Annotated in this window: 10 protein-coding genes; 4 read left to right on the forward strand and 6 right to left on the reverse strand. The window is 73.8% G+C overall.

What is annotated here, in order from left to right; genetic code table 11:
• Positions 1-91: 91 nt before the first annotated feature.
• Positions 92-835, forward strand: a complete 744-nt coding sequence (locus tag ACZ5NH_RS00770) for a class I SAM-dependent methyltransferase (protein WP_468772148.1) — start codon at positions 92-94, stop codon at positions 833-835.
• A gap of 38 nt (positions 836-873) precedes the next feature.
• Here the strand turns inward: ACZ5NH_RS00770 and ACZ5NH_RS00775 are convergent, their stop codons facing one another.
• Positions 874-2,040, reverse strand: coding sequence for a PucR family transcriptional regulator (locus ACZ5NH_RS00775; RefSeq protein WP_468772149.1), 1,167 nt, complete (start codon positions 2,038-2,040; stop codon positions 874-876).
• A 160-nt stretch (positions 2,041-2,200) separates the two neighbouring features.
• On the opposite strand from ACZ5NH_RS00775, the gene ACZ5NH_RS00780 reads away from it, so the two are divergent.
• Positions 2,201-3,694 carry a long-chain-fatty-acid--CoA ligase gene (locus ACZ5NH_RS00780; protein WP_468772151.1) on the forward strand — a complete coding sequence of 498 codons (1,494 nt, stop codon included), beginning with the start codon at positions 2,201-2,203 and terminating at the stop codon, positions 3,692-3,694.
• A 79-nt stretch (positions 3,695-3,773) separates the two neighbouring features.
• Complete coding sequence (locus ACZ5NH_RS00785; protein WP_468772152.1) at positions 3,774-4,217, forward strand: DNA-binding protein; 444 nt, start codon at positions 3,774-3,776, stop codon at positions 4,215-4,217.
• Between the two features lie 73 nt (positions 4,218-4,290).
• Here the strand turns inward: ACZ5NH_RS00785 and ACZ5NH_RS00790 are convergent, their stop codons facing one another.
• On the reverse strand, positions 4,291-7,455 hold the full coding sequence (locus ACZ5NH_RS00790) for an amidohydrolase family protein (protein WP_468772154.1): 3,165 nt from the start codon (positions 7,453-7,455) through the stop codon (positions 4,291-4,293).
• A gap of 167 nt (positions 7,456-7,622) precedes the next feature.
• Positions 7,623-8,957: a hypothetical protein gene (locus ACZ5NH_RS00795; RefSeq protein ID WP_468772155.1), complete on the reverse strand. Its 1,335-nt coding sequence runs from the start codon at positions 8,955-8,957 to the stop codon at positions 7,623-7,625.
• 113 nt (positions 8,958-9,070) lie between these two features.
• On the opposite strand from ACZ5NH_RS00795, the gene ACZ5NH_RS00800 reads away from it, so the two are divergent.
• Complete coding sequence (locus ACZ5NH_RS00800) at positions 9,071-10,303, forward strand: molybdopterin-dependent oxidoreductase (RefSeq protein WP_468772156.1); 1,233 nt, start codon at positions 9,071-9,073, stop codon at positions 10,301-10,303.
• Between the two features lie 313 nt (positions 10,304-10,616).
• Here ACZ5NH_RS00800 and ACZ5NH_RS00805 read toward each other — a convergent pair whose 3' ends face one another.
• Genes ACZ5NH_RS00805 through ACZ5NH_RS00815 form a run of 3 tightly spaced genes read right to left on the reverse strand, consistent with a single transcriptional unit; the run spans position 10,617 to position 12,672 of the window.
• Complete coding sequence (locus ACZ5NH_RS00805; protein ID WP_468772158.1) at positions 10,617-11,369, reverse strand: class I SAM-dependent methyltransferase; 753 nt, start codon at positions 11,367-11,369, stop codon at positions 10,617-10,619.
• Positions 11,369-11,983, reverse strand: a complete 615-nt coding sequence (locus tag ACZ5NH_RS00810) for a TIGR04282 family arsenosugar biosynthesis glycosyltransferase (protein ID WP_468772159.1) — start codon at positions 11,981-11,983, stop codon at positions 11,369-11,371. The genes ACZ5NH_RS00805 and ACZ5NH_RS00810 overlap by 1 nt, the downstream gene beginning before the upstream one ends.
• A complete protein-coding gene (locus ACZ5NH_RS00815) occupies positions 11,980-12,672 on the reverse strand; it encodes a glycosyltransferase family 2 protein (RefSeq protein WP_468772160.1) in 693 nt (230 codons plus the stop codon). Before ACZ5NH_RS00815 ends, ACZ5NH_RS00810 begins: the two co-directional genes overlap by 4 nt.
• Between the last annotated feature and the right edge of the window lie 38 nt (positions 12,673-12,710).

Here is a 12,710-nt window from a genome sequence, read left to right on the forward strand (position 1 = left end):
TTGCTGCCCGGGAGTCCACGGAGGGATTCCACCATCGAGGCCGTGCGTAATTCGTTGGACAACTCCTTTGCGGAAGGTCAGCGTTGGTGCAATGGAGCAGGAGAAGATCTGGGACGCAGCTGTCGCCCGGCGCTATGACACGCCCGGCACCGGCATGTTCGCTCCCGAGGTTCTGACCCCCACGGTGGAACGCCTCGCCGAGCTCGCGGACGGCGGAGCGGCACTGGAGTTCGCGATCGGGACCGGCCGGGTCGCCGTCCCGCTGGCCGAGCGAGGGGTTCCCGTCACCGGCATCGAGCTGTCCGGGCCGATGGTGGAGCAACTGCGGACCAAGGCCGATGAAGCCACGATCCCCGTGGTCATGGGTGACATGGCGACGACCCTCGCCCCGGGGACGTACAGCCTCGTCTACCTCGTCTACAACACGATCTCCAATCTGCTCACACAGGCCGAGCAGGTCGAGTGCTTCCGCAACGCCGCCCGTCATCTGGCGCCCGGCGGCCGGTTCGTGATCGAACTGTGGGTGCCGGAGCTGCGCACGCTTCCCCCGGGCAAGGAGGCCACCGTGTGGCGCGCCGACGCCGGCTATGTCGGGCTGGACACCTACGACGTCCTCAACCAGCGTGTCGTGTCGCACCACTTCCGCTTCGACGAGACCGAGGAGGCCCGGCTGTACCGCAGCCCGCACCGATACATCTGGCCGTCCGAGCTCGACCTCATGGCCCAACTGGCCGGATTCGAGCGGGAGTCCAGGCATGCCGACTGGTCCGGCAGCGAGTTCACCGCCGACTCGCGTTCCCATGTCTCGGTGTACCGGCTGCCGCTGACGCGCTAGTCGGCCCCGGCGCCCCACCCCACCGGTCGGATCCGGCATCAGGAAGGCAGCAGCCGCAGCGCGTACAACGCGGCCCCCAGGTCGGCGAGGGCCATCGGGTCGGTGAGCGGACGCCCAATCAGCTCCTCGATGCGGCGCAGCCGGTAGCGCACGGTGTTGGGGTGGACGAAGAGCCGTTCGGCGGCCCCGGCGGCCACTCCGCCCGAGGCGAACCAGTGACCGAGGGTCTGCAGCAGCCGCGCCCGCTCCGCCTCCGGCAGTTCGAGGAGCGGGCCCAGGGACACCTCGACCAGCCGGCTCGCCTCGGCCGGGGCGGCGGCCACCAGCATCGCCAGCGGGCTGTCGTCGAACCGGGTGACCCCAGGACCCTCGCCGGGCAGTCCGGCCAGGGCCAGCCGGGCGAACCGCAGCGCCTGCGGCGTGTCCCGCAGCGAGTCGAACCGTGGGCTGACGCCGACCCGGGCGCGCCGGCGGCGCAGTGCGCGCAGGCTCACCGTCTCCGCGTCCCGGTGCCCGAGCGAGACCAGCCCGATCTGCTGGTCCGGCAGCAGCCGCCACACCGAGGGCACGCCGGAGCGGCGCAGGGCCGCCTCGATCCCGGGCAGCGGCTCCTGTCCGGGATCGGGCACCGACGCGGCCACCACCGCGTATGGCCCGCGCTCCGGCAGACCGAGCTGCCGGGCCGCCTCCCACGGCGTCGTACGATCCGCGAGGGCGCCCGTGAACAACGCCTCGGCCAGGGCCGACCGGCGGGCCTCCCGCTGCAGCGCCAGCTCGGCGCTGGCCTCGCGGTAGGCGGCGGCCACGGCCTCCGCGTACCGGCCGAACAGCGCCCAGATCTCCGAGGACCCCGCCACCAGCTCCGCGTCCGTGACCTCCGGATGCCTGCGTGCCTCGTCGACCATCTCCGACCACAGCAGCTCGAAACCGACCCGGTAGGCGTGCAGTGTGTCCGCCAGCGGCACGCCCTGCTCGGCGCGCAGCCGTCCGGTCTGCTGAGCGGCTCCGACATCGGGTTCCGCGCCGTAGGCGAAGCGTCCGAGGAGCTGATCCGCGTTGCCCTCGCAGGACTCCCTGAGCGACGCGAAGGGGATCAGCGAGTCGTCCGCGTATGACTCGACCTCCGCACGAATGCGCTCGACCATCCGCTCACCCAGCTCCGGAAGGCGCCCGCGCAGCGCCGCCCCCACATTCGACACACTCATACCCGCAGCGTACGAGGCTCATTTTGGTCCCGGGAACAACTCCGGCACGGGCGAACTGTGGGCGTCACCATGGACGCCCCTGACCGTGCACGCGACCATGCCGGGAGCGCTCGCGGTGGGACCCGTGAGCGCGGCGGGAGCATGCGTGCGAGGAGGCATCATGGCCAATCTGGCGGAATTCCTGGTGGACACGGCGCGACGGCTGCCCGAGCGCCCGGCGCTGCGGCTCGGCACGGCGACCACCAGCTACGCCGAGCTCGACCGGTTCAGCGCCCAGGCCGCCGCACTGCTGCGCGGCGAGGGCCTGCGCACTGGCGACCGGGTCGCGCTGATGCTCCCGAACGTGCCCGAGTTCGTCGTCCTGTACTACGCCGTCCTGCGCGCCGGCGGCATCGTGGTGCCGATGAACCCGCTGCTGAAGGAGCGCGAGACCGAGTACCACCTGCGGGACTCCGGCGCCGTACTGCTCTTCGAGTGGCACCAGGCGCCCGGCGAGGGTGCCGCGGGCGCGGCCGCCGCCGGCGTGCGGCACCTGACGGTCGAACCGGCCGCCTTCGCCGCCGAACTGGCGTGCCTGGAGCCCGAGTACCAGGTGACGGCCGCCGCCGGCGACGACATCGCCGTGCTGCTCTACACCTCGGGCACCACGGGCCGTCCCAAGGGCGCCGCGCTCACCCACGCCGGGCTGCGCCACAACACCGAGGTCAACGTCACCGAGGTGCAGCGGCTGACCTCCGACGACGTGATCGTCGGCTGCCTGCCGCTGTTCCACATCTTCGGGCAGACCTGCACCATGAACGTCGCCGTTCGCAGTGGCGCGTCCCTCACCCTCGTCCCCCGCTTCGAGCCGCAGACCGTGCTCGACGCCATCGCCCGCGACCGGGCGACCGTCTTCGAGGGCGTCCCCACCATGTACGCGGCGCTGCTCCAGCACCCGGGCGCCGACGCGGCCGACGTGTCCAGCCTGCGCATGTGTGTCTCGGGCGGCGCCTCCCTGCCGGTGGAGATCCTGCACGGGTTCGAGCGGCGCTACGGCTGCATGGTGCTGGAGGGCTTCGGCATGTCCGAGACCAGCCCCGTCGTCTCCTTCAACCACCCCGACCGTCCGCGCAAGCCCGGATCCATCGGCACCCCCGTCCGCGACGTCGAGGTCCGGCTGCTCGACGACTCGGGCCGGGACGTCGCACCGGGGGAGGTCGGTGAACTGGCCGTGCGCGGGCCCAACGTGATGAAGGAGTACTGGCACCGCCCCGAGGAGACGGCCGCCGCCATCCCCGACGGCTGGCTGCGCACCGGCGACCTGGCCCGCCAGGACGAGGACGGCTATCTGTACATCGTCGACCGGAAGAAGGACCTGATCATCCGCGGCGGCTACAACGTCTACCCGCGCGAGATCGAGGAGGTGCTGCACGAGCATCCCGCCGTCGCCCTCGCCGCGGTCCTCGGGGTGCCCGACGAGCGGCTCGGCGAGGAGGTGGTCGCCGCGGTCGTCCTGCGCCCGGGAGCCCAGGCGGACACCGAGGAGTTGCAGCGGTTCGTCCGGGACCGGGTCGCCGCCTACAAGTACCCGCGCCGGGTCTGGCTGACGGACGCGCTGCCGATGGGCCCGAGCGGCAAGATCCTCAAGCGGGAGATCACCGCGCCGACGTCCTGAGTTCAGCCCCCGGCCGTGTGAACGGACCGTTCATAATAAGCAGTTGACGTCATGTCGTGTTGAACGCAACCCTTGTCGCATGTCATCGACCGCCGATCACACCGACCCCTTCAACCCTCCGCGGCTGGAGCAGGCGCGGGCCCAGCGGGTCCACGCCTGCCTCTTCCGCATCGCCGAGCGGCATGCGGCGACGGACGGGCAACGGCGTCGGCAGACCCACCCGTCGGTCCTCGCGCCGCACGAGGCCGTCCGGCTCGTGACGTTCCTGCTGAGCGGGGCGGCACTGCTCGACGAGGGCGAGCCGGAGGTGGACCGGGCCGACATCACGGCCGCGTTGAGCCTCGTGCCGCTGGTGCGAGCGGAGCTGGACGAACTGGAGGCCTCGCTCCTCCGGATGGCCCGCGGCCGGGGCATGACCTGGCCCGAGATAGCCTTCGGCCTCGGACTCGGCACCCCGCAGGCCGCCAGACAGCGATACGAACGACTGGCCGACCGCACCACCGCCGACGACGAGGACGCCTGACACCTGGACCGGCCGCCGGCCGCCGCGCCTGAAGGAGAGTCTGCACATCCGCCCCTGAGTCACCGCCCATGCCTCACCCCTCCGCGCCGGGATGGCAACACGACCCCCGCCGGAGCCGTTCGGCCACCTCCAGCCAGGACATGTTCCCGGGAGGCTCGTGCGCCACGGCCGACCGGTGAGCCGACGTCAAGTCGCCCTGCGCACAAGGCATTCCCTCGCGTACGACAACCGGGATGCGGACCAGGGAGTCGAAGTCGGAGAACGGGTCTCCGTCGACGATCGCCAGGTCGGCGATCCTGCCCTCCTCCACCGTCCCGAGGTCGGCGTCGAGGCCGAGGAGACGGGCCGGCTCCACGGTCGCGGTGTGCAGGGCCTCGGCGGCCGTGAAGCCGTACGCGCGCAGGGCACGCAGGCCCAGATGCAGGCTGAGACCGACCGGGACCAGGGGCGCGTCGGTGCCGAGGGCGATACGGGCGCCCCGCGACGCCAGCCGCCGGTAGTCCGCCATCTCGGTGGCGAGGGCGTGCTGTTGGGCGTCCGTGGGTGCGGTACGGGCGTGTGCGCGGACGACCGCGACGTCCCACGGCGGCATGAGGTGTGTCACGCGCGGATCCTCGGCGAGCCCGGGGTCGGCGGCCAGCAGGGTCTGCGCGCCGAACGGCGTGATGATCAGGGCGAAGGATCCGTCGGCGTACTGCTCCACCAGATCCTGGCCGATGCGGCCGAGCGGGGTGGTGGCATGCCCGTACTCCAGGCGCTGGGTGGCCTGGAGATGGGTGGTCAGGTCCTGCCCCGCCGCCCGGCCGGGCGAGCACAGATGGCTGCCACTGGGCACACCCAGCGCGCGGGCCGCCTCGGCGGCCTCGGCCATCACCTCGCCCGGGGCACGCACGTACGTCTTCACGAAGTCGACGTCCAGGGCGGCGGCCCGGCGGAGCGTGCGCCGCACACCGTCCCGGGTGCGGTGGGCGCGGCCCATGCTGTACGCGGTGCGGGCCCCGTCGATCAGTTCGGCACAGGCGAGTTGCCGCGGGCCGAGCAGGGCGCCGGAGCCGGCCGCCTCGCGCAGCCGTACCGCGTCGTACAGCGGACCGCCGAGGCAGAACGTGGTCGTGATGCCGTACGCGAGCGTGGTCAGGCTCTGCCGGGCGCCGTAGGTGGCCGCGTAGGGATGGGTGTGGCTGTCGACGAGGCCGGGGATGACGGTCCGGCCGGACGCGTCGAGGGTGCGGTGTCCGGGGCGGCGGGGACGGTGCGGCTCGACGGCGGTGATCCGCTTGCCGGTGACGAGGATGTCGACGTCGTGCCGTGGCGGTGCGCCGGTGCCGTCCCACAGCAGTCCGGCGTGGATGCGCAGCGGTTCGGGGGAGCCGCTCGTACCGCGCCCGGTGGTCAGTCGGAGCGGGAGCGTGTGGGCCCGTGCGGTGGCGAGGGAGAGCCGGCGCAGCCGGCCCGCGGACAGGTAGAGGAGGGTGCCGGAGTCCGTGGACCAGCTGGGGTGGTCGGCCGGCTCGTCGGTGAGCCGGCGGGCCGGACCGGCCGGCGTGCCGTCGGCCGTCACGGGCAGCAGCCACAGCGCCGACTCGGCGACCAGCGCCATCCACCGGCCGTCGGGCGACCACACGGGCCCGGAGGCGACCCGGTCGGACAGCGACTGGTGCTCGGCGGGCAGATGGCGGCGTTCGCCGCCGGTGCGGGTGTCGAGGACGCGGATGAGGTTGTATCCCTCGCGGAACCGCTGGTTGAGCCGGTTGCGGTCGCAGAACGCCACGTACCGGCCGTCCGGCGACCAGGTGGGCGCGCCGGGCGGCCCGTCGGTTGCCAGCGGCCGGGCCAGCACCTGCTCGGCGCCTGTGGCCGGCGTGCGCAGCAGCACGTTTCCGGTCACGTCCTGGCAGGCCAGACGGGAGCCGTCCGGTGACAGCGCGGGATACAGCCGGCCACCCCCGGCCACCGGCTCGTCGGCGCCGCTGCCGAGGTGATGACGGCGTACGGCCACCAGCCCGTCCCGGTCCGTGCAGTACAGCAGGCTGCGCCCGTCCGGTGCCCACGCCGGCATCTGCACCAGGTGGACGTCGGCCGCCTGGAGCAGCCGGCGCGGCGTGCCGCCGACCGGCATCAGCCACAGCGCGTTCAGCGCCACGAAGGCCACGCTGCGGCCGTCCGGGGACAGGACCGGCCGGTGCAGACCGCGCACCGGTGTCGGCAACTCGGTTGCGAGCGGCGCCCGTCGACGCCTCGCGGGCGGACCGGGCACCGGCATCCGGGCCGTGAAGGGCACCTCCCGGACGGCGGATCCGGAGAGGGAGCGGATGCGGATCCGGCCGTCGCCGACGTACAGCAACTCGTCCTCGCTCAGCCAGCACGGCGGAGCGGCCGCCAGATCCTCGTCCGCCGAGACGACCTCCCCGTCGACCATCAGCCGCGCCGCCTCGGCCGGCGCCCCGGGGCTGGCCGCGCCGGTCAGCTGCACATACGCGATCCGGCCGGCAGGGGAGACGGACGGGCACAGCAGCCGCCCCCCGCTCACGGTCCGCAGTACCTCGGCCGGGCCGCCCGTGACCGGCACGCGGACGAGCGACAGCCCGCCGTCGTTGCCGCCACCCGCCGTGTGGGCGGCGCGCACGCACACCAGCGACCGCCCGTCCGCCGACCAGGCCGGATCGAAGTCCTCGTGGTCCCCGCCGGTCAGCCGCCGTAGCCGGCCGCCGGCCACGTCCAGCACCCAGAGCCCGTAGGACGCACCGGCCGTGGCGTCACCGCCGCGCTCGGAGGAGAAGGCCAGCCGGGCGCCGTCCGGCGACCACGCGACCCCGCGGTCGTCCCAGGGCCCGTCCGTCAACTGCCGCAGCCCGCCGCCGTCCGGCCGCAGCGACCACAGATGGAAGCCTCCGCCGCGATAGCCGCACACGGCCAGCGCCCTCCCGTCGGGGGACAGCGCGGGTCGCGTCGCCTCCAGCTCCCAGCCGGTCACCTGTACGGCCGTCCCCCCGTCCCGGGGCACCCGCCACAGCACCCCCTGCACCTCGGCGATCAGGTCACCGCCGGCCCGGCTGCCGGTGACCGAACCCCCGGTCATCCGGGTGCAGATGAGGAACCGCCCCCCGTCGCCGGCCGGCGCACCGGGCCCGCCCGGCAGCCCGACCGCCGTCGCCGCCCGTGGGGAGGCCGCCGCTGTGACCAGCCCTGCCGCCGCCGTCCCGAGAAACCCGCGCCTACCCACGCTGCCGAAGTCCATCCCCGGTCCTTCCTGCCCGCCGTCCGTCGTTCAGCCAAGTGGCAGCGGCACATCCCGCACCAGTACGCAATTTCGGCCACAGCGGCCCCTCCCCACGCCCAGGGCAACGCCCCGACCGGACGGCGGTCACGCGGGGTCACCCTGCCGCGCCGACGGCTCCGGCACACTCACCAGCCCGTCAGCAGCAGGTGGTTGAGGAGCAGGGCCAGGATCGCCTGGGCGATGAGCCAGGGTCGGGGACGGGGGAGGAGGGCGCAGGCGGGGAGGAGCCAGAGGGCGAAGGGCAGCCAGATGCGTTCCGTCTCCGCCTTGCTCATGCCGGACAGGTCGGCGACCAGCAGGGCGAGCAGCGCGGCGGTGACGAGGAGTGCCAGGCGCAGGTCGGCGGGGCGACGGGCGCCGGTCCTGGGGAGGAGTGTCGTGGTCGTCCGGCGCAGCCCCGCCGCCGTGGCCGGGCCGGTGATGAGGACGGTGCAGGCGAGGTTGGCCCAGACCCAGTAGCCGTAGGGGCGGGTGCCGCCGATGCCCTGGTAGTAGCGCGTGACGAGGAGGTGGTAGGCGTGCCACCAGTCGAACCCGGCGAGCGTGAACGCCACCGGGAACACGGCCAGTCCGGCGAGCAGGGACAACAGCAGGGCGGGGCGTTCCCGGAGTTCCCGGCGCGCGAGCGCGACGACCGCGGCGCCGATCAGGGCGAACAGTGTGAGGCCGTAGGAGAGGTAGTAGGTCAGGCCGAACAGAAGGCCCGAGGCCGCCGCGTATCCGTGGGACCGGCGGGTCAGGGCCAGCGCGAGCAGACCCAGCGACCAGGCGGCGACGGCCGCGAAGTAGCCGTCGGCGGAGGTGCCCTGCCACACCGCGGCCGGGGCCAGCACCAGGAACGGCGCGGCCCGCCGCGCGAGCGTCTCGTCGGCCAGCGCGCGGAGCGCGATCAGCACGGCCACGCAGCCCGTCGCACCCACGGTGATGCACCACATCCCGGCCCAGCCGCCGCCCCGCAGCCCGATCCGGTCCAGCAGCACGAAGGTGAGCGTGGCGGCCGGCGGATGACCGGCGATATGGGCGGGCCAGGGGTCCGGGGTGCCGCTGACGATGTGATGGGTGAAGTCGCGCAGGGTGGTCGGGATGTCATGGAAGCGGCCGATGACCCGGAGGTATTCGTTGCGGGTGGTCAGCCGGACCGCGATGCCCTGGTGCCAGCCGTCGACCAGGGCGAGGGACACGATCCAGGCCAGGGCGGCCGCCCAGGCCGCCGCGAGCAGTCCGCGCCAGGGCAGCCGGGCCGCGACGGCGGGGCCGTACGCCGCGGTGGCCGCCGCCACCGCCAGGGCCGCCGGGGTGCCGGGGCCGAGATGCGGGTCCCAGTCCGCGAACAGCGGCGGCCAGTGCACGAACAGGGTGTGGCGGGTGTCCTGGATGTGCCGGCCGACGAGGACGGCCGCCGCCACGAGGAGGGCGGCGGCACCGGCGGCGTACAGGTCACGGCGGAGAGATCGGGTCACACCGGAACGCTAGGCCGGGGGAGCGGCGACCGGCCGCCGTACGGACCGGACGTCAGCGTTTCGTCACCGGTCAGGGACCCTTTTCCGGGCGTCCCCCGGCCTACGGTCGGGACATGCGCGACCATTCCCGGCTTCCCACGTCCCCAGGCTTCTGGCGCAGCCCGCTGCGCGGTCCCTGGTTCACCTCGGTGCTCGGCCTCGTCCTGCTCGTCGGCATCACCGTGCTGTTCGTGACCGGCCTGGTGTCGTACGCCGCCTACAACCCAGGCCTGTCGCGGGTCAACGACATGACTCCGGACAAGGGCATCCTGGGCTTCTACCTCTTCGCCTGGCCCACCGACCCGGTGTGGCTGTACCGGCTCACCCAGGGCGTCCACGTCACCCTCGGCATCACCCTGATCCCCGTCCTGCTGGCCAAGCTGTGGTCGGTGGTGCCGAGGCTCTTCACCCTGCCGCCGGCCCGCTCCCTCGCACACGCGCTGGAGCGGATCTCCCTGCTGCTGCTGGTCGGGGGAGGGCTGTTCGAGTTCACCACCGGAGTCCTCAACGTCCAGCTGGACTATGTCTTCCCGGGCTCCTTCTACCCGCTGCACTTCTACGGGGCATGGGTGTTCTTCGCCGCGTTCCTCGCACACGCCGCGCTGAAGACACCCACGGCGGTACGGGCCGTTCGGCAGCGTCGGCAGGAGCGGAACGACCTGGTCTCACCGCGACCCGAGGCGCCCACCGTCTCCCGGCGCGGCGCGCTGGGGCTGGTCGGCGGGGGCTCCCTGCTGCTGTTCCTGACCACGGTCGGACAGAGCCTGGGCGGGCCCTTCCGCCGTACGGCCCTGCTCGCCCCGCACGGCACCGCCGATCCCGGCGGCGGCCCGAACGGCTTCCAGATCAACAAGACCGCCGCCTACGCCGGCATCACCGCGGCCGACACCCACGAGGACGCCTGGCGGCTCGTCGTCACCGGCCGCACCGGAACCATTCGGCTCAGCCGCGCCCAGCTGCTCCAACTGCCGCAGCACAGCGCCTCGTTGCCCATCGCCTGCGTGGAGGGCTGGTCGACCGCGGACCAGTGGTGGCGGGGAGTGCGGCTGCGCGACCTCGCCGCGCTCGTCGGGTACGACGGTGATCCGCCGGACGTGCTGGTGGAGTCCCTGCAGCGACATGGAGCGTTCCGGCGTGCGGCCCTGCGCGCCAACCAGGTGGCCGACGGACGCTCGCTGCTCGCGCTCTTCGTCAACGGCGAGGAACTGTCCCCCGACCACGGCCACCCGGCGCGGATCATCGTCCCGGCGGCACCCGGCGTGCTCAACACCAAGTGGGTGGCCCGACTGACCTTCGGAGACCTGTGATGCCGCGCCGCGTACACCTGGGCAGTCCCTTCCAACTGCTGCTGCTCGCCTGCTCGTTCGCCCTCGCCGCGTACGCCGGGGTGCGGCTGCTCGCCGGTGACTGGTTCGGGGTGGCGCTGTGGATCGTGGGCGCCGCCCTGCTGCACGACCTCGTCCTGCTGCCGCTGTACACGGTGGCCGACCGGGCGGTCACCGGCGGCCTGGGGGCGGCCGGACGGCGCGGCTGGACGCTTTACGTGCGCGTCCCGGCCCTGCTGTCCGGACTGCTCCTGCTCGTCTGGTTCCCGCTGATCAGCGGCATGACGGCCGAGCGCTACCGGTCGGCCACCGGACTCTCCCCGGACGGTTTCCTCACCCGCTGGCTGCTGATCACCGCCGTACTCTTCGGCGGCTCGGCGCTGCTGTTGGGATGGCGCGTGCGCAGGGCGGCGAAGCACCGGCCGCCCGCCGACCACTGAGCGACGGACCGCCACCCGGCCCTGCGCGCGTACCGCAGCAGGGCCGGGGTGCCGAGGCGCGCCCAGGGAAACGGTGCACCGGTGGCCCGGGCGGCGCCTACCGTGTCGACCACCTGGACCCGGGAGCGTTCGTCGACGTGTCCCGGCACGGTCTCGGCGATCAGCAGCCCGCCCGGGCGCAGCAGCGCGGCCACCCGCTCCAGCAGGGCGGACGGCTCCCCGCCGATGCCGATGTTGCCGTCCATGAGCAGCACGGTGTCCCAGCGCCCCTCTCCGGGCAACGGCTCGAACACAGAGCGCCGCAGCGCCTGCCCGCCGAACTCGATGGTGTGGGCGACGGCGGCCTCGCTGACGTCGATGCCGAGCACGGTACGGCCCCGGGCGGCGAGCTCGGCCACCAGCCGGCCGGGACCGCAGCCCACATCCAGGACGGCGCCCTCGCAGCGGTCCAGGACCTCCCTGTCGACCTGATCGGCTCGGCCGCACCAGCGCTCCACCTCCAGCGGCAGCAGCCAGCCGTCGGTGCGGCGCAGGAACAGGGGGCCGCGGCCGGTGCGCAGGGCGGCGGAGTAGGGATCCGCAGTCGCCCAGGCGACATTGCCGCCCATCACCGGGTGACCCGCGTACAGCGGGCCAGCTGGGCGGCGAACCGGCCGTGCCGGGCGAGCGCGGCGACGGCGTGCGCGTCGGCGGCGGTGTCGACGTCCCGCAGCCGGGGCAGCTCACGCACCCGCAGTCCGGCGGCCAGCAGCCGCTCCCGCTGCGCGGCCCCGGTCACCGGCGTCGACATGGGCACGCCCCGCAGCAGCGCGGGCTCGGGCTCGGCCAGGCCCAGCGCCCAGAAGCCGCCGTCCTCGGCCGGGCCGAGGTAGGCGTCGCAGCCCGCGAAGTCCACGGCGAGCAGCTCCGGCGTCACCTGCGGGGTGTCCATGCCGATGAGCAGCGCCGGTCCCGAGCAGTGCGCGAAGGCGTCCGCCAGCCGCTCGGCCAGCCCGCCCGCGCACTGCGGCAGCACCTCGAAGCCGGCCGGCAGCCACGGTCCCGGCGCCCCGTCGAGGACCAGGACCCTGCGGGTCGCGGGCGCCGCAGCCACGGCGTGCAGGGTGTCCACGAGCGCCGCCTCCGCCAGACGGGCCGCCTGCTGCGGGGTGAACGGCGGGGTGAGCCGGGTCTTGACCCGCCCCGGCAGCGGTTCCTTGGCGATGACGAGCAGCGTGGTCACCGTACGAGCCCCCCGTCGGCCGGGGTCTCGGCCAGCACGCGGCTCATGTCCCGCACCGCCTGCCAGGTGCCGCGCCAGGTGCCCGTCACCTTGGAGGCGCCGGTGCGCGGCCGGTAGGGCACGTCGTGTTCGGCGATTCGCCAGCCTGCGTCGGCCGCGCGGACGACCATCTGCAGCGGATAGCCGCTGCGCCGGTCGGTGAGGCCGAGCGCGAGCAGCGGCTCACGGCGGGCGGCCCGCAGCGGGCCCAGGTCGTGCAGGCGCAGCCCGGTACGGCGGCGCAGCATGCGGGCCAGCGCGAGATTGCCAGCGCGGGCGTGCGCCGGCCAGACGCCCCGGCCCTCGGGACGCCGCCGGCCGAGGACCAGGTCGGCCGCGCCGTCCCGGATCTCCCGCACGAAGGGAACGAGCAGCGCGGGGTCGAGTGAGGCGTCGCAGTCGCAGAAGCACACGATCTCGGCCGTGGCCGCGGTCAGTCCGGCGTGGCAGGCGGCGCCGAAACCGCGCCGCGGCTCGTGCACCACCGTCGCGCCGAGCGCATGGGCGATGTCCGGGGAGCCGTCGGTGGAACCGTTGTCGACGACGAGGGCGCGCCAGCCGGCCGGAATCCGGTCGAGCACCCAGGGCAGGGCCTCGGCCTCGTCCAAGCAGGGCAGCACCACGTCGACGTCCGCTGAAGTGGTCGTCACGGTCTCACCCTACGAACGCCAATCGGGCAAATCGGACT

The organism is Streptomyces sp. NPDC031426 (assembly GCF_055581585.1).